Source organism: Mesorhizobium sp. IMUNJ 23033, from assembly GCF_044778005.1.
Lineage (GTDB): Bacteria > Pseudomonadota > Alphaproteobacteria > Rhizobiales > Rhizobiaceae > Mesorhizobium > Mesorhizobium amorphae_A.
Genome location: NZ_JBJACT010000032.1, coordinates 46,131 through 67,919 on the forward strand (window position 1 = coordinate 46,131; position 21,789 = coordinate 67,919).

26 protein-coding genes and 1 pseudogene are annotated in these 21,789 nt (G+C 61.4%); 15 read left to right on the forward strand and 12 right to left on the reverse strand.

The features are described from left to right. Window positions 1-189 precede the first annotated feature (189 nt). Both ACFX5Q_RS28185 and ACFX5Q_RS28190 read right to left on the reverse strand, forming a co-directional pair. Window positions 190-1,047 carry a DUF2182 domain-containing protein gene (locus ACFX5Q_RS28185; RefSeq protein ID WP_404283204.1) on the reverse strand — a complete coding sequence of 286 codons (858 nt, stop codon included), beginning with the start codon at window positions 1,045-1,047 and terminating at the stop codon, window positions 190-192. 9 nt (window positions 1,048-1,056) lie between these two features. Further along, window positions 1,057-1,692 (reverse strand): DUF1326 domain-containing protein, encoded by a 636-nt coding sequence (locus ACFX5Q_RS28190; RefSeq protein ID WP_404283206.1) that lies wholly within the window; start codon window positions 1,690-1,692, stop codon window positions 1,057-1,059. 360 nt (window positions 1,693-2,052) lie between these two features. On the opposite strand from ACFX5Q_RS28190, the gene ACFX5Q_RS28195 reads away from it, so the two are divergent. From ACFX5Q_RS28195 to ACFX5Q_RS28215, 5 genes are all read left to right on the forward strand, one after another. Further along, window positions 2,053-3,222 carry a cystathionine beta-lyase gene (locus ACFX5Q_RS28195; RefSeq protein ID WP_404283208.1) on the forward strand — a complete coding sequence of 390 codons (1,170 nt, stop codon included), beginning with the start codon at window positions 2,053-2,055 and terminating at the stop codon, window positions 3,220-3,222. Between the two features lie 224 nt (window positions 3,223-3,446). Continuing rightward, a complete protein-coding gene (locus ACFX5Q_RS28200; protein ID WP_404283210.1) occupies window positions 3,447-4,535 on the forward strand; it encodes an HPP family protein in 1,089 nt (362 codons plus the stop codon). Window positions 4,536-4,618: 83 nt separating this feature from the next. Continuing rightward, window positions 4,619-5,308, forward strand: coding sequence for an RNA polymerase sigma factor (locus tag ACFX5Q_RS28205; RefSeq protein WP_404283212.1), 690 nt, complete (start codon window positions 4,619-4,621; stop codon window positions 5,306-5,308). 100 nt (window positions 5,309-5,408) lie between these two features. Next, a complete protein-coding gene (locus ACFX5Q_RS28210; protein ID WP_404283213.1) occupies window positions 5,409-5,933 on the forward strand; it encodes a DUF4142 domain-containing protein in 525 nt (174 codons plus the stop codon). Next, window positions 5,930-6,250 carry a cupredoxin family copper-binding protein gene (locus tag ACFX5Q_RS28215; RefSeq protein ID WP_404283215.1) on the forward strand — a complete coding sequence of 107 codons (321 nt, stop codon included), beginning with the start codon at window positions 5,930-5,932 and terminating at the stop codon, window positions 6,248-6,250. Before ACFX5Q_RS28210 ends, ACFX5Q_RS28215 begins: the two co-directional genes overlap by 4 nt. Here ACFX5Q_RS28215 and ACFX5Q_RS28220 read toward each other — a convergent pair. Then, window positions 6,196-7,103: pseudogene (locus tag ACFX5Q_RS28220) on the reverse strand (crotonase/enoyl-CoA hydratase family protein). The gene ACFX5Q_RS28215 and the pseudogene ACFX5Q_RS28220 sit on opposite strands and share 55 nt — an antisense overlap. A gap of 82 nt (window positions 7,104-7,185) precedes the next feature. On the opposite strand from ACFX5Q_RS28220, the gene ACFX5Q_RS28225 reads away from it, so the two are divergent. Next, a complete protein-coding gene (locus ACFX5Q_RS28225; protein ID WP_404283216.1) occupies window positions 7,186-7,770 on the forward strand; it encodes a TetR/AcrR family transcriptional regulator in 585 nt (194 codons plus the stop codon). A 29-nt stretch (window positions 7,771-7,799) separates the two neighbouring features. Here ACFX5Q_RS28225 and ACFX5Q_RS28230 read toward each other — a convergent pair whose 3' ends face one another. Beyond that, window positions 7,800-9,020 carry an anion transporter gene (locus ACFX5Q_RS28230; protein WP_404283218.1) on the reverse strand — a complete coding sequence of 407 codons (1,221 nt, stop codon included), beginning with the start codon at window positions 9,018-9,020 and terminating at the stop codon, window positions 7,800-7,802. Window positions 9,021-9,172: 152 nt separating this feature from the next. Here ACFX5Q_RS28230 and ACFX5Q_RS28235 point away from each other — a divergent pair, with 152 nt between their 5' ends. The 5 genes from ACFX5Q_RS28235 (at window position 9,173) to ACFX5Q_RS28255 (ending at window position 11,761) form a co-directional block, all read left to right on the forward strand. Beyond that, on the forward strand, window positions 9,173-9,436 hold the full coding sequence (locus tag ACFX5Q_RS28235) for a hypothetical protein (RefSeq protein WP_404283220.1): 264 nt from the start codon (window positions 9,173-9,175) through the stop codon (window positions 9,434-9,436). A 206-nt stretch (window positions 9,437-9,642) separates the two neighbouring features. Continuing rightward, window positions 9,643-9,810, forward strand: a complete 168-nt coding sequence (locus ACFX5Q_RS28240; RefSeq protein WP_023694668.1) for a Thivi_2564 family membrane protein — start codon at window positions 9,643-9,645, stop codon at window positions 9,808-9,810. 64 nt (window positions 9,811-9,874) lie between these two features. Further along, window positions 9,875-10,129: a hypothetical protein gene (locus tag ACFX5Q_RS28245; protein ID WP_404283222.1), complete on the forward strand. Its 255-nt coding sequence runs from the start codon at window positions 9,875-9,877 to the stop codon at window positions 10,127-10,129. A gap of 125 nt (window positions 10,130-10,254) precedes the next feature. Beyond that, on the forward strand, window positions 10,255-10,728 hold the full coding sequence (locus tag ACFX5Q_RS28250) for a GFA family protein (RefSeq protein WP_404283224.1): 474 nt from the start codon (window positions 10,255-10,257) through the stop codon (window positions 10,726-10,728). Window positions 10,729-11,212: 484 nt separating this feature from the next. Then, a complete protein-coding gene (locus ACFX5Q_RS28255; RefSeq protein ID WP_404283226.1) occupies window positions 11,213-11,761 on the forward strand; it encodes a PAS domain-containing protein in 549 nt (182 codons plus the stop codon). Window positions 11,762-11,772: 11 nt separating this feature from the next. Here the strand turns inward: ACFX5Q_RS28255 and ACFX5Q_RS28260 are convergent, their stop codons facing one another. Then, window positions 11,773-12,042: a hypothetical protein gene (locus ACFX5Q_RS28260; RefSeq protein ID WP_404283227.1), complete on the reverse strand. Its 270-nt coding sequence runs from the start codon at window positions 12,040-12,042 to the stop codon at window positions 11,773-11,775. 166 nt (window positions 12,043-12,208) lie between these two features. On the opposite strand from ACFX5Q_RS28260, the gene ACFX5Q_RS28265 reads away from it, so the two are divergent. After that, on the forward strand, window positions 12,209-12,403 hold the full coding sequence (locus tag ACFX5Q_RS28265; protein WP_100084745.1) for a hypothetical protein: 195 nt from the start codon (window positions 12,209-12,211) through the stop codon (window positions 12,401-12,403). Between the two features lie 294 nt (window positions 12,404-12,697). Here ACFX5Q_RS28265 and msrA read toward each other — a convergent pair whose 3' ends face one another. From msrA to ACFX5Q_RS28300, 7 genes are all read right to left on the reverse strand, one after another. Further along, window positions 12,698-13,216 carry a peptide-methionine (S)-S-oxide reductase MsrA gene (gene msrA / locus ACFX5Q_RS28270; RefSeq protein ID WP_404283228.1) on the reverse strand — a complete coding sequence of 173 codons (519 nt, stop codon included), beginning with the start codon at window positions 13,214-13,216 and terminating at the stop codon, window positions 12,698-12,700. 87 nt (window positions 13,217-13,303) lie between these two features. After that, entirely contained in the window at window positions 13,304-13,630 is a 327-nt protein-coding gene (locus tag ACFX5Q_RS28275; protein ID WP_192180075.1) for a hypothetical protein, read from the reverse strand. Continuing rightward, window positions 13,630-13,833, reverse strand: coding sequence for a hypothetical protein (locus ACFX5Q_RS28280; RefSeq protein ID WP_404283230.1), 204 nt, complete (start codon window positions 13,831-13,833; stop codon window positions 13,630-13,632). The genes ACFX5Q_RS28275 and ACFX5Q_RS28280 overlap by 1 nt, the downstream gene beginning before the upstream one ends. Next, window positions 13,818-14,057 (reverse strand): ABC transporter permease, encoded by a 240-nt coding sequence (locus tag ACFX5Q_RS28285; RefSeq protein WP_404283232.1) that lies wholly within the window; start codon window positions 14,055-14,057, stop codon window positions 13,818-13,820. The genes ACFX5Q_RS28280 and ACFX5Q_RS28285 overlap by 16 nt, the downstream gene beginning before the upstream one ends. A gap of 107 nt (window positions 14,058-14,164) precedes the next feature. Continuing rightward, complete coding sequence (locus ACFX5Q_RS28290; RefSeq protein ID WP_192180072.1) at window positions 14,165-14,368, reverse strand: hypothetical protein; 204 nt, start codon at window positions 14,366-14,368, stop codon at window positions 14,165-14,167. Further along, complete coding sequence (locus tag ACFX5Q_RS28295) at window positions 14,365-15,051, reverse strand: glycoside hydrolase family 108 protein (RefSeq protein WP_404283234.1); 687 nt, start codon at window positions 15,049-15,051, stop codon at window positions 14,365-14,367. Before ACFX5Q_RS28295 ends, ACFX5Q_RS28290 begins: the two co-directional genes overlap by 4 nt. Window positions 15,052-15,593: 542 nt before the next feature. Further along, entirely contained in the window at window positions 15,594-16,580 is a 987-nt protein-coding gene (locus tag ACFX5Q_RS28300) for a glycosyltransferase family 10 domain-containing protein (protein ID WP_404283235.1), read from the reverse strand. Between ACFX5Q_RS28300 and ACFX5Q_RS28305 the strand changes: the two genes are divergently transcribed. From ACFX5Q_RS28305 to ACFX5Q_RS28315, 3 genes are all read left to right on the forward strand, one after another. Continuing rightward, the gene (locus ACFX5Q_RS28305) at window positions 16,564-18,021 is read left to right on the forward strand and encodes a class I SAM-dependent methyltransferase (protein WP_404283237.1); all 1,458 of its coding nucleotides are present in this window, start codon (window positions 16,564-16,566) and stop codon (window positions 18,019-18,021) included. The genes ACFX5Q_RS28300 and ACFX5Q_RS28305 overlap by 17 nt on opposite strands. 210 nt (window positions 18,022-18,231) lie before the next feature. Then, window positions 18,232-20,691, forward strand: a complete 2,460-nt coding sequence (locus ACFX5Q_RS28310; protein WP_404283239.1) for a glycosyltransferase — start codon at window positions 18,232-18,234, stop codon at window positions 20,689-20,691. Between the two features lie 156 nt (window positions 20,692-20,847). Then, window positions 20,848-21,780 carry a hypothetical protein gene (locus ACFX5Q_RS28315; protein WP_404283240.1) on the forward strand — a complete coding sequence of 311 codons (933 nt, stop codon included), beginning with the start codon at window positions 20,848-20,850 and terminating at the stop codon, window positions 21,778-21,780. Window positions 21,781-21,789 lie beyond the last annotated feature (9 nt).

Below are 21,789 nucleotides of genomic sequence, written 5' to 3' on the forward strand. Positions count from 1 at the left end.
TTTGAAAACCAATTGCCGGAAATGCCTGAATTGCAGACAAGGCCGCCCGCAAATTGGTCAGCACCGCATACAAAGCCGGCAAAGTCCGATCCACGCAAGTCCGCGCCGCAGCAGCGAAATCCGAGGTCTGGATTTGCTTTGCGTCGCTGGCTTGATCACGCGTCGAACTGGAGGGCGGGAAACGGCTGCTCAAAGCGCTCGAACGAGCAGCCACGCACCGGTTGCCGCCATCAGCGCGCCGGAGATGCGCGGAATCAATTGCCCGGTGGGCATGGTCTTTTCGAGAAGAACGAGGATTGCGATGCCGGCAATCCACAGGACGTTCATGACACCGCCGACGAAGAGGAGCGCCATCAGCGCCCAGCAGCAGCCGAGGCAATAGGCGCCGTGCTCGACGCCGAGCCGAAGCGCGCCAAGCGGACAGGAGCGAAAACCGCCATGGCTGCTCAGGAACGCGATCGGCGCCTGGCATTGCCGCAGGCAGACGCCCTTGATCGGCGTCCATTGATAGATGCCGGCAGCGATGAGAATCACGCCGCCGAAAACCGCACTGTTGGCGGCCATCATCGGGCTGAGCAATGCGAGGCGAGCAAGCAGCCACTGCGCGCCGGTCGCGGCAACGCTGAAGGCAATCCAGACGAGGAGGTAGCCGGTAAAGAACCATGCCGTCGAGGCGATCGGGCGGCCGCCGGCTTTGGCCTTGCGGCCGACGCCGGCGTAAAGCAGCAGCATCGGCGCAACCGACGGCGTCATCATGCCGACCATCATCACGGCCCACATGGTGAAGATGAAGGCGAAGTCGGCCGGCGCCCAGGCGCGGAAACCCGGTGCTGCCGTTGTGCCCATATCCATACCCGACATATCCATGCCCGGCATGTCCATGCCGGCCATGTCGCCGCCCGCGGCCGGCGCAGTCGCGGCAGGCATGGCCATGTCGGCAGCAAGCCACAAGACATAGGCCCAGGCGAGCCCGGCGATCAGGACGAGCGCGACCGCCACGACCGCACGGTCGCGCCGCAGCACCGCCTCCAGGGCTGTGTCGCTCATCGGGTCAGATCAATGCACGATGCCGCTTTGCGAGAGATGCAAATTGGCGAAATGGCTGTGGGAATCAGCCAATTCGAATTTGATCGGGCCGGAAGTCTTGGTCCAGCCGCGCCCGACCTCGGCGAGCGCATATTCGAAACCGTGCGTGAGATCGATGCGCGCCCGATGCTCGTTGCCGGTGACGGGATTCTTGATCGGTTCGCCATGGCCCTTGGTCACGCCGGGCACGTCCAGACGAGCCGTTCGGGCATCGATGTCGACCTCGAAGTCTATTGCCGCGAAGATCGGATCGTGGACTGTCTCCAGCGTGGTCGAAAAGACCTGGAATATGGTCGCGCCGGGTTCGGTGTCCTCACCGCTGAGAATGCGAAGCAGCGCTCCGCGCTGCGCCTCGGTCGCCCGCTCGTCGATGACCACCGCCGCCTCGCCCTTGCCGTGGTGGATCGCGCCGGGCCAGCGGAATATCCCGGCAAAGCGCAAGCCATCCAGCTTGGTGTCGCCGTGATAGCCGCTTTCGATTTCCACGCCGACCACAGCCCGGCAGAACCCGTGCGTCGGCAGGGCGTTGAACTGGCAGGGGCAGCCATAGGCGCAGTTGCAGTTGACGAATTCGCGCGCCTTGATCATCCATTTGACGTCAGCCATGACATTCCTCCCCTGTTGTTGCGCTCATGCTCTGTGAGCGCGATATCCGGATTGGGGACCAGGAATGTAACCGGCTAGTCCGTCCGGCCGCTCTGATCGGGCAATCCGGCGATAAATATTAGAATTCAAGTTTATGCCCTTCGCGGCCACCGACAATAGGCCGATCGGCGGAGACCGGATAGCAGCCGGCGAGGCACTGACCAACACGCTGCCGGAATCCCGCGGGAGACCTCACCGCTTTTGCCGCAGTGAATTGGCATATCCGAAGACTGCCGGCTGGCGGGTCTCGGCCGGTTGCGCCGCCGGTGCCGCCGCACTATGGCTAGCGCCCTCCCCACGTGACCAAGGACGGCAAGAACAATGGCGAAAGACGGCAGCGAAATGGGCATCAACACGCGGCTTGCCCATTCGGGCAACAATCCGCGCGACTATTTCGGCTTCGTCAATCCGCCTGTCGTGCATGCCTCGACGGTGCTTTATCCCGATGCGGCCTCGATGGCGGCGCGCAGCCAGAAATACACCTATGGCACGCGCGGCACGCCGACCACCGACGCGCTGGCTCTGGCCGTCGACGCGCTGGAAGGCTCGGCCGGCACGATCGTCGTGCCGTCAGGATTGGCGGCCGTGACGATACCGCTGCTCACCTTTGTCTCGGCGGGCGATCACCTCTTGATCGTCGATTCCGTCTATCATCCGACGCGCAATTTCGCCGACACGATGCTGAAGCGGCTGGGCGTCGAGGTCGAGTATTACGATCCGCATGTCGGCGCCGGCATCGCGGCGCTGATCAAGCCAAACACAAAAGTGGTGTTCACGGAATCGCCTGCCTCCAACACGTTCGAGGTGCAGGACATACCGGCGATCGCCAAGGCGGCGCGCGCGGCCGGCGCCATCGTCATGATGGACAATACCTGGGCGACGCCTCTGTATTTCAAGCCGCTCGACCATGGCGTCGACATCTCGATCCATGCGGCGACCAAATACCCGGCCGGTCATTCCGACGTGCTGCTCGGTACCGTCTCGGCCAACGAGGCGTGTTGGAAACAGCTCTATGAAGGTTTCTGCACGCTGGGCTGCTGTTCCGGACCGGACGACGTCTATCAGGTGCTGCGCGGCCTGCGCACCATGGGGGTCAGGCTGGAGCATCACCAGAAAAGCGCGCTTGCCATCGCCGCCTGGCTGGAGGGCCAACCAGGCGTAGCGCGCGTGCTGCATCCGGCGCTTCCCAGCCATCCCGACTACGCTCTGTGGAAGCGCGACTTTTGCGGCTCGAGCGGCATCTTCTCCGTCGTGCTCAAAGGCGGCGGACAGAGGCAGCAGCACGCCTTCCTCGACGCGCTCAAAATCTTCGGCCTCGGCTATTCCTGGGGCGGCTATGAGAGCCTTGCGGTGCCGGTCTTCCTCGGCGACCGCATGATCGCCAAAGGTCCTTATGACGGGCCGCTGATCCGGCTGCAGATCGGGCTCGAGGATGTCGAGGACCTCAAGGCCGATATTCTGCGCGGGCTGGAGGCGGCGGCCGCCATCTGATCCCGACACTTGCCACGATGAATCGGAAAACCGGCGCAACATCCTGAAGCAATGGTTGGAGGGCTGTCGTAAGACGGCCCATGTCGCAAAGCCGGGGTTGGCGGACCTTGCGCAATGTTATTTCCGTAATCTGCGATTTTTCGGATTGATTTGGCTTCCAACTTGGCCTGCCAGGCACCATTGCGGGCACTTCGAGCAGTGCCGCACCCTTTCCAGAGCTTGCCATGGCCTTTCGCCTCTTTGTTCCCATTCTCGCCGGCGCGACGCTGCGCGAACGTCTCATCGCCTGTATCGGCGCGACGATCGGCATTGCGCTGACGGGCGCGATCGGCGGCCTGGTGCTCGGCAACGGCCCCCATGTGCCGCTGCTGGTGGCGCCGATGGGCGCTTCCGCCGTGCTGTTGTTCGCCGTGCCGGCAAGCCCGCTGGCGCAGCCCTGGTCGATCATTGGCGGCAACACCATTTCGGCGCTGGTCGGTGTGATCGTGGCGCATTTCATCCATGAACCGGCGCTTGCCACCGGCATTGCGGTGGCGCTGGCCATCGCCGCCATGTCGTTCGCACGCTGCCTGCACCCGCCGGGCGGGGCCGCCGCCCTGACCGCCGTGTTCGGCGGACCGGCGGTCACCGCCGCCGGTTTCCTGTTTCCCTTCGTTCCGGTGGCGCTGAACTCGATCGTGCTGGTGGCGCTCGGCTACGGCTTCCACAGGCTGTCGCGGCGCAGCTATCCGCATGTCCCGGCCCCTGCCCCGAAAAGCGCGCATGGGACAATCGATCCGCCGCCCCAGGAGCGTGTCGGCTTTCGGCCCGAAGACATCGATGCCGCGCTGGGGGCGCTGCACGAGACCTTCGACATCGACCGCAACGACCTCGAACGGCTGCTGCGGCAGGTCGAATTGCAGGCGATGGTTCGAACGCACCGGACCTTGCTCTGCGAGGACATCATGTCGCGCGACGTCGTCTCGGTGCATGAGGATGACACCGCCGATCAGGCGCGCCAGCAGCTCCTCGACCACAACATCCGCACCTTGCCGGTTGTCAACGCCGAGGCAAGGCTGGTCGGCGCTGTCGGCCTGCGCGAACTGACAAAGGCCACCGATACGGTGAAGGACGTGATGTCGAAGGCCGGTACCGCTTCGCCCGACACGCCGGCGATGAGCCTGCTTCCCGTGCTGACCGACGGGCGCAGCCATGCCGCGGTCATCGTCGACGGCGAGCGGCATATTCTCGGCCTGATCACCCAGACCGACCTGCTGGCGGCGGCCGCGCGGGTGCAGACCACAGACAAGGCGCTGGCCGTGGCTGTAGGATAGCCTTCCGCGAGTGGAAAAGGCCGGGAACCTTTTGCCGGCAGGCGCATCCAATGTCCTGGTCAAGCATTGGAGATTGGGGCGAGATGAGGAAACTTGCAGTGCCAGCGGTCGCAGCTTCCGCACCTGACGTCCTATGCAGCGACATGCAGCTGGTGCTCCGCGCGCTGGCCCGAGAACCGGATGCGTTCCGCGCCATCATCAAGACGCATAACCAGAAGCTCTACCGCATCGCACGCGGCGTGGTGCGCAACGATTCCGAGGCGGAGGACATTGTCCAGGAGGCCTATGTCAGCGCCTTCGCCAATCTTGGTGCGTTTCGCGGCGAATCCTCCTTGGCCACCTGGCTGTCGCGCATCGTCATCAACGAGGCGCTTGGGCGCCTGCGCAAACGGCGGCGTACCGTGGCGATGCCTGAAAACCCGGAAGCGCAGATCATCCGGTTTCCCCTCAACCCAAGCGACGATCCGGAGCGGACGATGGCGCAGCGGCAGATCCTCGGTCTGGTCGAACGGGCGACCGACAGCCTGCCCGATGTCTATCGCACCGTGTTCGTCGGCCGCGTCATCGAGGGACTGAGCATCGAGGAGACCGCCGACCTACTCGGCGTGCGGCCCGAGACCGTCAAGACTAGGCTGCACCGGGCGCGTGCTTTGGTGCGCAAGGCGCTGGACGACGAGATCGGCCCGGTGCTGCTAGACGCCTTCCCCTTCGCCGGCCGACGCTGCGAGCGGCTGACCGAGGCGGTGATGAGAAGGCTCGGCCTGGAAGGCTGAGCTTCGCCGTTTTCTCGGGAACGTTTCTCCCCTATCCGCATCCAATGGCCGTCAACCCAGATGAAGCCCACTGCCTTCGCGGTTGGGCAAAGGAGATGCCATGTTTGCCCGCCTTACCGCCACCCTCGCCGCCCTGCTCCTCATTGGCGCCGCCCCGTTCGCACAGGCCGCCGACAAGCCGACCGACCCGCAGATCGCCCACATCGCCTACACGGCAGGGGTGATCGACGTCGAGGCGGCCAAGCTGGCAATCGAGAAATCGAAGACCAAGGAGGTCGTCGATTTCGCCAACGACATGGTGCGCGACCATGAAGCGGTGAACGTGCAGGCGCTCGACCTGGTCAAGAAGCTGAAGGTCACGCCCGAAGACAACGCCACCAGCCAGGCGCTGAGCAAGGCAGCGGAAGAGGAACGTGCCAAGCTCGCCAAGCTCGAGGGAGCGGCCTTCGACAAGGCCTATGTCGCCAACGAAGTTGCCTATCACAAGCAGGTCAACGGCGCGCTCGAAACGCTGCTGATCCCCTCGGCGGAGAATGCCGAACTCAGGAGCCTGCTGGAGACCGGCCTGAAGATTTTCCAGGGTCATCAGCAGCATGCCGAGCATGTCGCCGGCATGCTGAAATGAAAGCCGGCATGCCGATACGATCGCTCGCGGGCGCTCTGGCGCTGGCGCTCGTCGCCAGCCCGGCGCTGTCCGCCACGATCGAGGTGACGATCGACAAGCTCGTCTTCACGCCGGCAAGCATTGAGGCGAAGGTCGGCGACACGATCGAATGGGTGAACAAGGATGCGTTTGCCCACACGGCCACGGTGAAAGGCGGCTGGGAGGTGATGATCCCGCCTAAGTCGAAAGGGCGGATGACGCTCGAGAAGGCGGGAGCGGTCGACTATTTCTGCCGCTTCCACCCCAACATGAAGGGTCGTGTCGACGTGGCGCCGTGATCCTCGGCCTGATCCATTTGCAATGAGGCTCGCCTCGCCTCGTCCGGCCGCGTGATGTGCGTCCACGAGCCGCCAAAGCCCGGCTTGCGCCGCCCGATCCAGGCATCCAGCCCTTGGCGCAGGTCGGCAGTCGGGGCCATGCGGGCGAACTGCTCGGCCTCGACCAGCAGTCCTTCGGCAATGCTCTGGTTGAGGCCGCGAGCCACCGCGGTGAGTATGCTCGCCACCGCCGCCGGCGAGTGCCTGACAATGCGATGGGCAAGATCAAGTGCGGCCGACATCAGTTCCGCGTGCGGCACCACCTGGTTGACGAGGCCGAGTTCGAGCGCGCGCTGCGGCGAAAACGTCTCGCCGGTCAACAGCAGTTCGAGTGCTCGCTTGCGACCGGCGAGCCTCGGCAGGCGCTGCGTGCCGCCGAAGGTCGGTGGCATGGCAAGCCTGATCTCGGGTTTGGCGAACAGGGCTCGCTCGCTGGCAATGGCAAGTGGCACGGCTTCGGTGATTTCGCAGCCACCACCGAAGGCGAGGCCGTTGACGGCGGCGATGATGGGCTTGCGGAAGGCCTCCAGCCGCGCCGTCAGCCGCTGCCCACGCATGACGAAATCGCGCAAGGCGACATCGGCGCCAAGCGCCACGCTGGCCGAGAATTCGTGGATGTCCCGCCGGCGGAGAAGGCGCGCTCTCCTGCTCCTGTGAGAATGACGGCGCCGATGGCATCGTCGGTCTCGACCGCATCGAGCACCGCCAGCAGGCGGTCGATCAGGGCGTAGTTCAAGGCGTTGAGTTTTTCGGGACGATTGAGGGTCAGCACCGCGACGCGGTCGCGGATCTCGCAAAGCACTAGCCTGGTCATGTCTTTCACCTCCTGCATGGAAGGGCGCAGGGGATCAGCTTTCGGATTGCCTGTATATTCACTAGTCGGTATACATAGCGGCATGATCGACCTCGCCAGCCCTACCCGCAAACGCATCGTCGATGCTGCGACGAAGCTCTTCTATGCCGAAGGAATCGGCCGCGTCAGCGTCGACGCCGTGGCTGAAAAAGCGGGCCTAACCAAACGCACGCTCTACTATCACTTCAAGAGCAAGGACGATCTGATCGCCGCCTATCTCGATGGCCGCGACCAGCCGAACATCAAGCAGATGGCCGGCTGGTTCGAGGCGGCGGAAGGTAGCATTGAGCGCAAGGTCGAAGCGATCTTCACCAATCTGGCGCGCGTGGCCCGGCACCCGAAATGGAAAGGCTGCGGTTTCCTGCGAACGGCGGCGGAACTGGCCGCGATGCCCGGGCATCCGGCAGTCAAGACTGGATCGCGGCACAAGAAGAATTTCGAAACCTGGCTGGCCGGCGAACTCTCGAGCCATGGCGTCGGCGAGCCGCAAGTGCTGGCGCGAGAAATCGTCCTGCTCATGGACGGCGCCTTCTCGATCATGCTGATCCACCGCAACCCCGACTATGTCGAGGCAGCCGGACATGCCGCAGCGACGCTCGTCCGGGCACGATCCCGGCACAAGGACTGATCGCAGGCTCGGGGCTTGACGCCCCTTGCCTAAAGCGCCAGCCAGGCGGTGCCGGCAACTAGGGTGATCAACGTCAGCGGCAGGCCGACCTTGAAGAACGCCCCGAAGGACAGAGGCGTACCGGCGCGCCGCCCCTGCTCTGCGACGATCAGATTGGCGACCGAGCCAAGCAGCGTGAAATTGCCGGCCAGCGTCGAGCTCATGGCCACGACCAGCCAGGCGCGCTCCGGATTTTCCAGGCCTGGGATGAACGGCCGCAGCGCCAGCACGGCCGGCACATTGCTCATGATGTTGGACAGCACCGCAGTGAAACCGGAGAGCCGCCAGACGTCGTCCAGGCCGAGGTCCTTTGCCGAGGCGATCATGTCTGATGTCAGCAGCGTCTTTTCGGCACCGGCAACGACGATGAACAGGCCGGCGAACATGAACAGCAGCGGCCCGTCGATCTCGCGGTAGATGCGGGCAGGCTTGATGGCACGGGTGAGCAACAGGATGGCGCCGCCGATCAGCGCCGCTTTGGCTACGGGCACGCCGGAGAAGAAGGCGATCGCCAGGGCGATGCAGACGACCACCGCCTTCAGCACCTGCCCCGGCAGCATGCGGCCACGATAGACTTCGGGTGTTAGCTCGGCCGTGCGCGCGAATTCGGCCCGGTAGATCATGCGCACGATGACGATGACGACGACAAGGCCGAACAGCGCAACCGGCGCCAGTGCGGCCGAAAAGGCCGGGTAGGAAATGCCCGACAGCGCACCAATGACCATGTTCTGCGGATTGCCGGTGATGGTGGCGACGCTGCCGCAGTTGGAGGCAGTGGCGGTGGCGATCAAATAAGGGATCGGATTGCGGTTGATGACGCGGGTGACGTGGACGACGATCGGCGCCATCACCAGGCAGATCGCGTCATTGACCAGGAACGCCGAGAGCACACCGGTCAGAAGCGTCAAAATCACCAGGAGCATGAACGGCGCGTGCGCGTGCTCGATGGCGAAGCCGCCGAGAGCGCGAAAGGCACCCGAGACCTTCAGATGCGCCACCACGATCATCATGCCGAGCAGCAGCGTGATGGTGTCGAAGTTGATGGCGCGATAGGCGTCCTCCATGCTGAGTGCGCCGACGGCGATCATCGCTGCGCCGCCAAGCAGCGCGATGCCTGCTCGGTCGAGGCGCAGTCCGGGGATGCGGCCGACGGCGACGCCGGCATAGGTCAGGACCAGGATCAAAAGTGCCGCCGCGCCCGTCAATGTCATTGCAGAAGCCTCGTCCAAATCTCGTCAGTCCCTGCTCCGACAGACTCGGCCCGGCAGACTTTTCGCTCCACCTTTAGCAAGCATCCGGCAAAGCGAAAGCGCCGGACGCGCTTTGCGCCCTTGAAACTTTCACGCGCCGGTGCCGGACGGCGATGGCCCAGAATGCTGGCGACGGCATGGCTGGATCAGGCGTAAACGACGGCAGCGGCAAGTCGGTCGTCGTCGACCCCAACGACCCCAATGCCGTCGACCCGAATGCCACCTACAGCATAGATGGCATGTCCAATCCGTACGGGACGAGTTCTACCCCCGATCAGAACTGCTCGGCGAGCCCGCAAGGCGCACAACCGGACGCCAGTGGAAAGTCGCCGGGGACCAGCTCGCCAACGGTGAACGACAACCACTGCGGCAAGTGACCGGCCCTGGCTGATCAGAGGCCGCAAAGCATCGCTTCGCGGCCTCCGCCGTTCAAGACCAGCTCCCATTTCCAGCGACTGCACGGCTCCTGATGACCACATCGCAGGCTCGAGCGGAATTGTCCGAGAGGAACCAACCGGGCAGCCGCGGCGTTTTCCACCACGTATTTGATTTTGACTTACTTTAGAGACTTGGGAGAGAAGACGTGGCGTCATCAGTCCTTATCGGCATTCTGATCACCTTCCTGGTGATCATCCTGGTGCTTTATCTCGTCCAGCGGCTGCCTCTCGATGGCCGCACCCGGCAGATCGCGCAGATCGTCGTCATCATCATCGGCATCATCTCGCTGCTGAAGTATCTTGCGGTTTTTTAGACACTTTTACTCGCCGAGGGATCCCAAGATGAGAGCTCACGGGATCGCATGCATTGCCGGTGCGATGATCGTTGCCGCGACACCGGCGCATTCGCGGCCGGATACCCGCACGATGACCTGCGGACAGACGCAAGCCTTTGTCAAAAGTCATCGCTCGGCAGTGCTGACCACCGGGCAGAACACTTATGACCGGTATGTGCGCCAGTTAGGCAACGAATGCGACTGGCCGGAGGTGCCGACCGCGGCCGCCGTGCCGACACGCGACGGCCAGTGCCGCCTCTATCGCTGCCAGGAGCCGGTTTTCGATTTCCCGAATTGATGCGAGCTCGCGCCCTCCCCGCATGTAGGCGTGGAACCGTTACGCCTCGTGCGAATTGATTCGGGCAGACATTCCGGCGCGATGTCGCAGCAGGCTTGAGGAGGGCGCCGGCAGGAGGAACAGCCATGTCCAGCGATATCAGGCGAAGCGGCAGCTGCCTGTGCGGCGGTGTCCAGTTCTCGGTGATCGGCGAACCGCTTCGGGTCGGGCTTTGCCATTGCAAGGATTGCCGCAAGACCAGCGGATCGGCCTATTCGGCTTTCGCAGTGTGGCCGCTCGAAGCGTTCGAGACGGCCGGGATCGTCAGCACCTACGGCGGCAGGAGCTTTTGTCCGACTTGCGGCGGGCGCGTCACCTCGGTCGGCGAGGACGAGGCCGAAGTGATGATCGGCAGCCTCGACGTGGCGCCGACCGAACTGCAGCCGGACTACGAACTCTGGATCAGCCGGCGCGAGCACTGGTTGCAGCCCCTGCCCGACGCCCCGCAGTTCGAGCATGACCGCTTCGACGACGAGAGCGGCGTTGACGGCGCGACGGGCAGACCGGACGCCGGCGAGCCGCTGTCAGGCGGCATCCGCCAGTTGCTCAAGTCGGCCTAGCGTGCAGCAGCGGCCCCTCTAACCGAGCACGGCAGGCCGATGCCGCATTTTGCAACCGGCGGTCGCTTTGCCGAGGTGGCGATGGTCAGCTAAGAATCATCTTGCGGTGGACCTTTGGAACCCGCTTTGGCCGGCGCGGCTCAGGCAACACTTCCAGCATTGCCGCGTCGGCCTCGCAAACCTAAAAATGCCTGAACCTATTCTTGACCGGCGATTCATACAACTTTTAGTATTATTTTGCCACTCAAGCGTTTTGGTTATCTTGTGAAGTACCAAGTTGTGGTTGCGCTACCAGATCATATATTCTTTTAGTGAAAGAAAATTCTCCCGAGTTCATATCTCTGGATATGTCAACTATCCTACTCAAGTACGTGGTCGAGTTGGCGTGGAGAGTCTTGCTGGGCTTGTACAAAAGGCCACCTTTGTTTCTTTCGGCTTTTGCTACATAGTGTTGCGAATCTTGAAACCGAACGGGGCGGTTTTCATGGAGTCGGCACCTGAACGTGGTCGCGGAGTTCATCGGCGATATCCACCGATCGACGGGTTCTGGACCTGGGACATCAAGCGTGACCGGGTCTACGGTGATACCAATCTTTCCGACTATTTCGGGCTGACGCTTGAAGAATTTTCCCATGGCGCATCGCTCGAAAGATGCATGCAAAGCATCGAGGCCGAGGATCGCCTGAGGGTCCATACGGCGATCCGCAGGGCGGTGAAGCGGAGATCGAGCTTCCGCGAGGTCTACATGGTGCGCTCGGAAAAGATGGGGCTTCGCAAGATCCTGTCCGTTGGCCAGTGCTATGTCGACAATCTCGGGGAAGCGGCTCTCTATCCCGGCTGGTTCGTCGACCTCACGCGGGAAGCCGATAGCGAGGAGGCCTCGCTGCGCGAGATCCACAGCCTTATCGAGCAGGCCAAGGACATTTCGCAATCGATCGGGCAGGATCTGCTCGGCTATCTTCTGGACAATGCCCAGGACGAAGTGCAGCAACGCCTTGGCGGCGGCGGATCAAGGAGGCGCAAATCGTCCTAGCGCAAACCTTGCTAGCTTCTGGGCGGGACCTTGCCGTGCCTGCTGACTTCGGCGGTCACCATGCGAGCGAAATGGGACTGGGGCGAGCGGCTCTCCAGCAGCCTGGCACGTTCCAGGGCCGTGTCGCCGTAAAATTCGACCAACACCGTGGCTGCCGCAGCGGCATCCGCCTTCAGCTTGCCGACATCGGCCTGCGCACTCTGAGTCGAGTTACCGCTTCTGGCGATCACATCCAGCATGGCCTGCAACTTGTCGGGAGTGCTGCCCTCGTCTTCGTGCATGGTCGCGGTCCGATTGGTCGCGCAAAATATCGACATTTCCGAAAATGTCCAACAGCTTCGCTGATCAGCCGCTGTTGCAACCGAGTACAGCTTCGCCGTGAGTTCCACTACAATCTTCATGCAAGCACAGTCAGCCAGAATTCATTTGCAGACTTTGGGGGCACCGATGGACCAGCCTAGCAAAATGGAAAACCTGCAGTTCGCGCAGGGAATATTGCGGGAATTGCGCCAGAAGGCCGAGGCCGATGGCGAGAAGCTGCTGACCTATCTGATCGACATGGCTTACCTTGAAACCAGCGACCGCATCCGCGCGCACTGGATCGGCAGCCACGAGACCGAAAGCCGCCGAGCCAAAGGCTGAGGCCGACGGCGTATCCGGGCGAGCAGTCCGGTGCGGACGCGGAGCGTTGCCGAACCCTGAAACGCAAAAAAGCCCGCCGTGCCTCTCAGCACGACGGGCGGGATCCTGGTGGTATCGGTGGTCGGAATCTGATCGTCGACACAAGCAAGCCCGCGCCTCTCGCAGAAGACGCGGGCCGACCGGGATGCCGGTCCCGATGAGGCAGCATACCGTTGCGCGCTGCCGGAAAAAGAACTCTTAGCACTGCCTAATGTTCCGGCGCTGGCGGGGAAAATCGCCGTGCGCCGATCGGGTCTATGAAGCGGCCTTTTCGCGAACCGGAAGCTTCCACCCCGGTCTGACGAAATGGCAGGTATAGCCGTTGGGATATTTCTCCAGATAGTCCTGATGCTCTGGCTCGGCCTCCCAGAAGGCACCCACAGGTGCGACTTCGGTGGCGACCTTGCCCGGCCACAGCCCCGAGGCATCGACGTCGGCGATGGTGTCTTCGGCAATGCGCCGCTGTTCGTCACTGGTGTAGAAGATCGCCGAACGGTAGCTCATGCCAACATCATTGCCTTGGCGGTTCCTGGTTGTCGGATCATGGATCTGGAAGAAGAATTCGAGCAGGGTCCGGAAGTCGATCCGGGCGGGATCGAAAATGATCTCGATCGCCTCGGCATGGGTGCCGTGGTTGCGGTAGGTGGCGTTGGGCACGTCGCCGCCGCTGTAGCCGACGCGGGTCGAGATAACGCCGGGATAGCGCCGTATCAGGTCCTGCATGCCCCAGAAGCAGCCGCCGGCAAGGATTGCGCGTTCGGTGGAAGTCGCCATAGCATGTCTCCTTAGGATTTCCCCTAAGGTGGGCATTGTCGCGGCTTTCGTCCAGTCGGGAATGTCCGGGTGTCATCGCCGCGCGTGTCACTCCTCCCTGGCCGCCGCCTTGAACCTTCGCACGATGACCTCGAAGAGGATGTCGGAGATCCACATCGCCGAGACGCCGATGAGGAAGGCGGCGGCGAGCGTGGTGGTGTCGTCGGCCGGATCGGGGATCGGCAGGCCGGTTGCCTTGAAATACGATACGACCGGCAGCGTGAGATAGGCTGCCGCCAGCGCGCCACAGATCGGCGAGGCGACCATCTCGCGCAGCTTGTAGCGATGGCGCGACAGCGCCCTGAGCACGCCGCCGGCAAGGCCGGCGGCCACCACCGGTCCCTTGATGCCGAGGAGATCGAACAGTTCGTGCATCACGGCCTCCAGCCGCAGAGCTTTTGGCCCTTGCGATTGTGCGAAAGCAGCGCCCTCGCCTCTTCGTCCGACAGCGCGTCGACGGCCTTGGCCGACAGGCGCAGCGGCGAGGAGACTGCGCAGAAGCCGCCCGAGGCGGTCGTGCAGCCGGCGACGACAAACGCGACTAGCACCGGCAGTGCGAGGATCAGTCTCTTGCCCATGATTTCAGCTCCTTTCGGACTGTGTCGGCGCTTAGCGCGCCGATATCGTTGTCGACCTGGTCGGCGATGTCGCGCGCCGCAGCCTCCTTGACCGCCTGCCGGGCGCGCTCGGCACTGGCGCCGGCCAGCCGCTGGTGGAAACCCCAGCCAAGTGCGGCAACCACCGACGCCAGCAGAGCAGATATCGTCGGGTTGCCGAGGAAGAAGGAGAGCAATGCCGTCATGACAGCCACCACACGACGATCGCGCCGGCGACGAGCAGCACGCCGATAGCCCAGGGCAGCGCCTGGCGGATGAGCTCGGTAAAGATCTCGACCATTTTCGCGTCTCCTCACTTCGACCAGTGGAATTTTCGCGCCAGCACGTACCAGGCTTCGGTCGCGGCGCTGAGCGCCAGGCCGACGCCGGTCTCGAGCGCCATCTGGATGTCGGGATCACCGGACAGGGCGGCGGCATCGCCGGCGCCAAGCAGGCCGCGTGCAACGAGGACGCCGGCGCCGTAGCGCAGCGCAATGCGGATGATGACGGCAATCATGCTGGCTTGCCTCCAAGGATGATTTTGAAAATCGCCGAAACCAGGCGCCAGAACGCATTGCGCCCGCCAGGGGCGTCCGGGACGGCCGGAGCACCGGTGGGTGCTGGCAACGCGGCGGATGGCCCTGCCCGCGGCGGCGCCAAGGAAGGGTCTGGGGTGGGCGCCGCAGGCGACGCCGAAAGCAACAGCGCCTGCGCGCGAACCGAGCCGACCCGCTCGCTCCAGCCCCTGCCGAAGGTCGGCCAGGTTGGCAGCCGCATCAGGAAGGCCAGCCGGGCATCGCAGAGCGCGTCGATGACAGCGCCGGCGGGTCTCGCCTGCACGGCGCTCAGCGTCGCCGGACCGATCCTGCCGTCCTGGTTGGCACCGACGATCGCCTGGAGGTATTTCGCCGCCCTGCCCGGCCCGCTGTTCACGGCAAAATCGAACACCGCGTAGTCGACGCCACCCGGAAGCTCGGCACCGGCAACGGCATCCCAGTAGAAACGCCGATAGACGGTGCCGACCTGTTCGTCGCTGATCTTCCTGAGGTCGGCCTTGGTGGCATCCGCTTTCACATAGCGGCGGAAATTGGCAAGCGTGACGCCCTTCATGGTGGTGCCACCCGGATCGGCCGGATTGTCCGACCAGCCGCCTTCGGATTTCAAGACGAGCGCAAGCGCCCGCGCAAAGTTGCGGTCCATGGAAAACCTCTTGAGGTTGTGGGGGAAGAAATGGTCGCGCAGTGGTGGCCGAAAATTGTCGGCAAACGCGCTGTTCGATAGGCCGCGCCACGCCAAGCGGTGGATTTCCGGCCGGGGCCTCGGAAAAGAATTGGTGTTTTAGAGAAACCTTAATTACCTTTCCCTAAGCTTGACGAACGGCGAGTGGGGCTCGTCGCACTATCGGCTTGGGGATTGGCGCTTGGGAGACAGCGCCGGGTTTGGGCGAAATGAGTTTGTTATCTTCCGAAGCGGGCGAGTGCCAGGGCTGCGGCGGCACCGGCAGGATTTTCGAGTGTCCGCGATGGCGCGCCTCGAACGGCCATTGCTGTCCCGCAGGCACGCATCGCCACATATGCCCTGGTACGACTGTCCACTGCTCGGAATGCACGGGCACCGGTGGGACGGCCCGCAGGCAGCCGCTTGAAGCGCGTCGCCTCAATCGCTTCAGCCGCGACGCGCGCTAGCGGACAAGTCGCCGGCAAAGCGGAACCCTTGCGCCGATACTTTCGCCGCCTTCAGGCTTAAACCTTCTTCTTCCATTTGCGCAGCCGCGTCCTGACATAGGACCGCAAGCCGAAGGGAAGCCGGGGCCGCCCTGCTTGTGGGGCGGGACGGCGCTGCATCTGTCGATGCACGAGCTCCATCAGCCGGCAGAACGGAGATGTTTCCGCCTCTTCCAGGCGCGCGACAAGGCGCTCGGGCAGCGGCTTCGAGCGCCAGGCGAAGTAGGCCTCGTAGGCGTCAGGCGTTTGGACCAGATGGCGCAGATATGCCGCCAGATCGGCCGCATCGCTGAAATCAGCCGCGTTGATGTAGGAATTCGGCGGCACGTATTCGTCGACATTCGGCGCACCCAGATAGACCGGCACAGTGCCGGCGTTGAAGGCATCGAAAATCTTTTCGGTGACGTAATCCGCCTCGCTCGAGTTCTCCAGCGCCAGGCAGAACCTGTAGCGGGAAACGGTCTCGATCTTCGTCGCCGGGCCGAGATCGGGGCCTTCGATCGTCCGGTTGCGGAAATGCCGTCCGTAGGAATCGACGCCGATGTGGCGGGAAAGCTCGCTCACCAGGTCGACGCGGCCGCTATGGTTCAGCGGCGCCGATTGGAAGAGCACGAGCGGAGCCGCTTCGGTCTTGGCCGCGACCGGCCTTGCCCGAACCTCCTCCCACCAGCACGCGCGAGGAAGATAGGGCGTCCAGACATCCGATCGGCGCTCATGCGTCATGGTGAAGTCGAAATGGCGCATGTAGTTCGGATCGGCGAAGCGCTTGTAGTTCTGCCGGCTCTCCATCGTCCAGCCGATCCAGTACTGGCCGGGATATTTCCAGGCATCGCCGATCTCGCGATAGTCCGGAATGTGGAAAACGACCGCCGCCGCCTCGGCAATGCGACGCTTGTCCAATGTCCAGCGCCCGGGAAGGTCGCATTGTATGGAGGCGATGTCGACGGGCTTGCCGAAAAGCGTCGTGTAGAAAAGGATCAGCGGCTCTGTGGCGTCGGCAGGCATCTCAGATTCCGCGGCCGAAATCGCCACGCCGGACGCCAGACAGCTGTCCAGCGGTCGGCAAGTCCACACGCTGCGCGATGGCACTACAGACCGCGGCGAAGCCTCGCGGCATGTCTATCATCGGGAATGTCTGCCGGGGCTCCATGGCCGTCGGAGTTACCCGTTCATCTTTCCGGCATCAAGCACATTTCAGCGAGGAGAGTTCGGCTCCTTGGGCGGCCAACTTGCTTTGGTCCAGTTGATCGGGGGTTGCTTTAGCGCCTGGTTTTTGGTTGTAAGCGGGGACCACGGCTTGCGCCCCAGCGTCGCCCTTACTCAGACGGAAGAGAATATGGAGCTGCCGACGCTTCGGGAAATTTTCGACGCTCATGATGGCCTGGGCTCCGACAAGTGGACCACATATTTTGCCGCCTACGACAGTCATTTTGCTCGCTATCGGCAGCAGCCGATCACCCTGTTGGAGATAGGCGTACAGAACGGCGGCTCCCTGGAAATCTGGGGAAAGTATTTTAGGAGCGCCACGCGTATTCTAGGCTGTGATATTGCCGAGAAATGCCGCGAACTCGCATTTCAGGATAACCGGATAGCTGTCTTTATCGGGGACGCGAACTCTGCCGAGACTAGGAAGGCGATCCTTGCCGATACGGCGACCTTCGATATCATAGTGGACGATGGCTCGCATATCGTGAGCGATGTCATCGAATCATTCGCGTTGTATTTTCCCAGCATCAAGCCCGGCGGCGCTTATGTGGTGGAAGACCTTCATACTTCTTATTGGGAAGGCTTTGGCGGCAGATCTGATCTCGAACTCAGTTCCATGGGGTTCTTCAAGCTGCTTGCCGATGTGGTGAACAAGGAGTTTTGGCGAAACGGTCGCACCGATTTCAACCTGCTGAAGAACTATGCCGAGCGCTACAATGTGGCCTTGAGCGATATCGACCTTGACATCGATGAGGTCGCCTTCGCCAATTCGATATGCATTATCCGCAAGGGCGTCGGGCGTGAAGAGAACAGACGCCACATCGCAGGCCATATCTTCAAAGTGAACGACGGCGCTGCCGAATTGCCCTCAGGAAGCCCTGAATTGGTTGCGTCCATGCGTATCGGTGACAGGTTGAAAGCCGCAACGGAAAAACAGGAGCAATTCGTGAACGTCACAGCCTCGGCGCTGGATAACGTCCGCGAGATCGAGCGGTTGCGATCCGAGGTTTCTGATGGCCAGCTGGAGACAGAAAAGCTTCATGCATCACTGAAGTCATCCGAAGCCGAGCTAAAATCCGCCAGTGAGGCATTGAAGTCATCCAATGCCGAGCTGAAATCTGCCAGCGAGGCGCTGCAGAAAGCACAGGGCGAGATCGCCGCGTTAAGAAACAGTACCTCCTGGAAGGTAACCGCGCCAATCCGACGGGCGCTGACGGCAATCCGTCGGCTGTCTATGTAACCCGTTACGATTGTGGGGGGTTTGGCAAGTTGGACGCGTCTTCCTCAGATCAGCCGCGGTGGATTGCCGTTGCGTGAGGATAGTATTCGGAGGGGCAACTTAAGCGGACGATAATAAGTCCAAACGTTGTGGCAACTGCACCACAATCAATTTGCCGCACGAAGGCCTGTAGTGATAAAGGCTCCTGCAAATCGAACTCGGAGGTCCGCCGTGCCGGCGAAAATTGCAGTCATTTATCTGGCCAGACTTCACGAGGGATTTCAGTCCTTCGAAGCTTTTGCCGAGACGTACCGTAAGCATGCCGCCGGCCAGGAGCATGACCTCTTTATCATCTGCAAGGGGTTTGAGAAGCCGGGCGAGTTTGCCGCCATCGGCGCAATTTTCACCGGTATCCGCCACAAGATCATATCCATGCCGGACGACATCGGGCTTGATATCAATGCCTATCGAGAAGCCGCGCAGCGGATAGGCAACGAGTATGTTTGCTGCCTCAACACGTTCACCCTTCTTCGCACGGACAATTGGCTTGCCAAGCTTTGGACGAACCTATCGAAGCCAGGCATCGGCATGGTCGGCGCAACAGGTTCGTTTGAAAGCCTCTTCACCAGCTACAAGGTAATCAATTTTCTCGCATGGGCGGCGTCTCAGCCGACGACCAGATTCGACCGGGCATCAACCCAACAGTTTGCATGGCTGCTGAACCACATTGCACCACACACCATGCGAGCGGCAAAATCGAAGCGCTTCCGTGTCCGCCGATTATTGGGCGACATCCTGCGCAATCGTTCCAGCCTGGACCGCCTGCAAAGACAAATGCCGGAGACTTGGGCCGGTGTGCTCGGGTACAACGGTGGTCTACGTGAATTTCGGGATGTCCCGCAATTTCCGAATCCCCACATCCGCAGCAACGTCTTCATGGTACGGCGGCTCGATATGCTTTCCGTACCCATGGAGGGTACCAGCAAACACGCTTGCTGCCGTTTCGAAAGTGGACCTGACAGCCTTTCAATCTCGATGCTCAGCAAGGGCCTCGACCTGTTGGTGGTCGGCGCAGATGGCATCGGCTACCGCATGGATCAATGGCCAACTTGCGGGGGGTTCCGTTCAGGTGACCAGTCAAATCTGTTGGCGTCTGACAATCAGACCCGCGCGTACGAATCGCTGATCGATCGGGATAAGCGCACCCATCAGACCATGACATGGGGCGGCTATAGTCGCGACCCTCGGCTTGATACCAAATTGCTCGGTGTTTCCTTCGAGCAGAAAGCCCCTCTTTCAGAGAGGGTCAAACACTTCATGGTGGCCAAGAAATCGAGCCGAGAACGCCTCATCTCGATAGCAATTCCTACGCACAATCGTCTTGATCTCGTCCTTGACGCAATCAAGACCGTCACGAATCAGAAATATGACAATTGGGAAATCTGCGTCTTCGACAACGCCTCGAAGAATCCCATTTCCCCCGCAATCGCCGCACTTGGCGATCCACGCATTCAGGTCAAGCGGTCTGAAAAATTCCTTCCCGTAACAGAAAGCTGGAACGGCGCGATCGATATGACGAAGGGTGAGTTCGTCACCATGATCGGCGATGACGACGGTATCGCGCCCGGCTTCTTTCAGCGGATCAACTTTCTGGCCGACCGCTTCGACAACCCCGATGTGATCTTCTCAAATCTCTACCAGTTCATGCATCCGGGTGTCGTTCCTGGCAGGCGACAAGGCTATGTCGCCGGCTTGCAAATGGCCGACTTCTTTGAGGATCGCGACTACCCCTTTGTTCTTGACTCTAAGGAGGTTCGACGCTCCATCGACAACTCGCTTCGGATGCGGCGATCGTTCATGTTCAACATGCCCGCCTTCTGTTGCAGCCGCGACTTGCTGGAACGAATGCGGATTGATGGTCGAGTGATGCTCTCTCCATTCCCCGATTACTATTTCGCTAATTTGGCCCTGCATCTGGCTAACAAAGTGGTCGGCGAACCGAGGCCGCTCGCTTTTCAGGGCGTATCCAAGGTGTCTTTTGGCTTTACCCTAATAAACGCCAAGATCGATGACGGCTTCAAGGTGCTCAACCATGATGTTGCGAATGACGACATATATCGCGAGGTAAATAAGCATCTTCTGCCAGGTTCACGCTATCATTCAGAATATATCGTGACGATGGCTTATCTTGCTCGTGTCATCGGTGACGATGCACGCCAGCCGGACTTCAAACATTTTCGCCGTGTACAGATATGGCAGTACCTAAAGTCCCACACATCCGCTTTCCGATGGCTCCGGACCGAGAAGGGCCGCGAGATGTGGAGTATGCTTGCCCCTAAAGAAAAGCTCTGGATGTTGAAGGCCAACCTGATCCGGAACATGTCCATTCGGTTCCCGCGATTCTGGGGACCAGCGGCACAACGCCTCGATCAGGAGTCGAGCGCATATCTCTTCGAGCCCAAGCAAATTATCTACCGCCTCGGCGAACACGTCACCCTTTTCGATGTCTATAAGGAATTGGAAAGCGGACCGTTCTCAGCGACGGTCGAGACCAAAAATCCCCGGCGCAAAACTGCGAAGCTTTCCGGAAGAAAATCCAAGACAGCATCGACTGACTTCCCGCCAGTTGGTGACCAACATCGTTTGCACGAGCAAACGAACGGGAGCGCGGAGCGCCCTCGTCAGTTATGATGATTGCCGAGGGCGAATGGATCTCCCCGGGGATTGGGAGGATGATTGCTGGGGCGGCCCTCATGCGCAAGCGCGTGAGAATCTGTTGAGGTTATGACGATCAGTACTTTTTTTCGAAGGAGCAGCGCTCTGTTCTCGAGCATTGAGCGGAGGACTATGAGACTGGAAGCCGTTACAGATCAGAATTTTTGCGAAGACGACTATCTGATCGCCAATCCGGATGTCAGAGCGGCAATGGAAAAGGGTGTTTTCGCTAGCGGCCGCCAACATTTCCAGCAGCATGGCTATCGAGAGAAGCGGCATCAGCGCGCGCCACTCATCTTTTTCGTGCATGTTCCAAAGACCGCCGGATCGACGGTCAACTCGCATCTGATCGAACTGCTTCCAGGCGGATCAATCCATTCTGAAGGGTGGTTCTACGATGATGCCAATATGCATCGGCTGGACGCTTTGTCGTGGGTCTCAGGTCACATTCCCTACTCTGCGGCCAGCACTCGCATCCCACAGTTCACCAACCGCCGTGTTGAGTATTTTGCCTGTGTTCGAGATCCTACCGATCGGGTGCGGTCGCATTATAACTGGGTAATAGAGATATTCCATCGCAGCGGCTACGACAGCAACCTCGAAGTGGTGAAAGGTATGTCGGAGCAAATCCGGAATTCCGGCTACAGCATACCAGCTATTCAGGCCAATTTGCTCGAATACAGATGGCATTTCCTCGACATTCAAGCTATTTACCTAGCTAAGGACAGGGAGCCCGTAGCGGGCGCGTTCGGCTCGTTCAAATTTGTTGCCACGCCTGACCGGCTCACGGAACTCCTATACACAATGACCGGCAAGAAAGTATCCTTGACGAGGCGGGAAAACAAAAGCTCCAAGCATTTTGACCCGCAGCTGTTTCGTGAGCCGGAAATGGAGTCCTTCCTTCGCCGACACAATGCCCTCGATGAACAACTGTTTGAGTTCGTCCGATCCGGCAATCTGTGCAACCCGACCGAGACGCAGATCTTGCCGCAGCGGATCTCGCGCCCGTGGAAAGAGCGCGCTCGCGACATGGCGCTTCGGACCAAGCGACGCCTGGGTGCATAGGCGAAGTTA

Bases quoted from the DNA above. Each gene is read 5' to 3' on its own strand.
- ACFX5Q_RS28265 (WP_100084745.1), top strand. From the start codon at position 12,209: ATGGACCAGCCTAGCAAAATGGAAAACCTGCAGTTCGCGCAGGGAATA.
- msrA (WP_404283228.1), bottom strand. From the start codon at position 13,216: ATGGCGACTTCCACCGAACGCGCAATCCTTGCCGGCGGCTGCTTCTGG.
- ACFX5Q_RS28250 (WP_404283224.1), top strand. From the start codon at position 10,255: ATGTCCAGCGATATCAGGCGAAGCGGCAGCTGCCTGTGCGGCGGTGTC.
- ACFX5Q_RS28315 (WP_404283240.1), top strand. From the start codon at position 20,848: ATGAGACTGGAAGCCGTTACAGATCAGAATTTTTGCGAAGACGACTAT.
- ACFX5Q_RS28295 (WP_404283234.1), bottom strand. From the start codon at position 15,051: ATGGACCGCAACTTTGCGCGGGCGCTTGCGCTCGTCTTGAAATCCGAA.
- ACFX5Q_RS28190 (WP_404283206.1), bottom strand. From the start codon at position 1,692: ATGGCTGACGTCAAATGGATGATCAAGGCGCGCGAATTCGTCAACTGC.
- ACFX5Q_RS28285 (WP_404283232.1), bottom strand. From the start codon at position 14,057: ATGACGGCATTGCTCTCCTTCTTCCTCGGCAACCCGACGATATCTGCT.
- ACFX5Q_RS28300 (WP_404283235.1), bottom strand. From the start codon at position 16,580: ATGCCTGCCGACGCCACAGAGCCGCTGATCCTTTTCTACACGACGCTT.
- ACFX5Q_RS28195 (WP_404283208.1), top strand. From the start codon at position 2,053: ATGGCGAAAGACGGCAGCGAAATGGGCATCAACACGCGGCTTGCCCAT.
- ACFX5Q_RS28215 (WP_404283215.1), top strand. From the start codon at position 5,930: ATGAAAGCCGGCATGCCGATACGATCGCTCGCGGGCGCTCTGGCGCTG.
- ACFX5Q_RS28260 (WP_404283227.1), bottom strand. From the start codon at position 12,042: ATGCACGAAGACGAGGGCAGCACTCCCGACAAGTTGCAGGCCATGCTG.
- ACFX5Q_RS28245 (WP_404283222.1), top strand. From the start codon at position 9,875: ATGATCGTTGCCGCGACACCGGCGCATTCGCGGCCGGATACCCGCACG.
- ACFX5Q_RS28230 (WP_404283218.1), bottom strand. From the start codon at position 9,020: ATGACATTGACGGGCGCGGCGGCACTTTTGATCCTGGTCCTGACCTAT.
- ACFX5Q_RS28210 (WP_404283213.1), top strand. From the start codon at position 5,409: ATGTTTGCCCGCCTTACCGCCACCCTCGCCGCCCTGCTCCTCATTGGC.
- ACFX5Q_RS28280 (WP_404283230.1), bottom strand. From the start codon at position 13,833: ATGGGCAAGAGACTGATCCTCGCACTGCCGGTGCTAGTCGCGTTTGTC.
- ACFX5Q_RS28185 (WP_404283204.1), bottom strand. From the start codon at position 1,047: ATGAGCGACACAGCCCTGGAGGCGGTGCTGCGGCGCGACCGTGCGGTC.
- ACFX5Q_RS28205 (WP_404283212.1), top strand. From the start codon at position 4,619: ATGAGGAAACTTGCAGTGCCAGCGGTCGCAGCTTCCGCACCTGACGTC.
- ACFX5Q_RS28200 (WP_404283210.1), top strand. From the start codon at position 3,447: ATGGCCTTTCGCCTCTTTGTTCCCATTCTCGCCGGCGCGACGCTGCGC.
- ACFX5Q_RS28235 (WP_404283220.1), top strand. From the start codon at position 9,173: ATGGCCCAGAATGCTGGCGACGGCATGGCTGGATCAGGCGTAAACGAC.
- ACFX5Q_RS28275 (WP_192180075.1), bottom strand. From the start codon at position 13,630: ATGCACGAACTGTTCGATCTCCTCGGCATCAAGGGACCGGTGGTGGCC.
- ACFX5Q_RS28225 (WP_404283216.1), top strand. From the start codon at position 7,186: ATGATCGACCTCGCCAGCCCTACCCGCAAACGCATCGTCGATGCTGCG.
- ACFX5Q_RS28255 (WP_404283226.1), top strand. From the start codon at position 11,213: ATGGAGTCGGCACCTGAACGTGGTCGCGGAGTTCATCGGCGATATCCA.
- ACFX5Q_RS28290 (WP_192180072.1), bottom strand. From the start codon at position 14,368: ATGATTGCCGTCATCATCCGCATTGCGCTGCGCTACGGCGCCGGCGTC.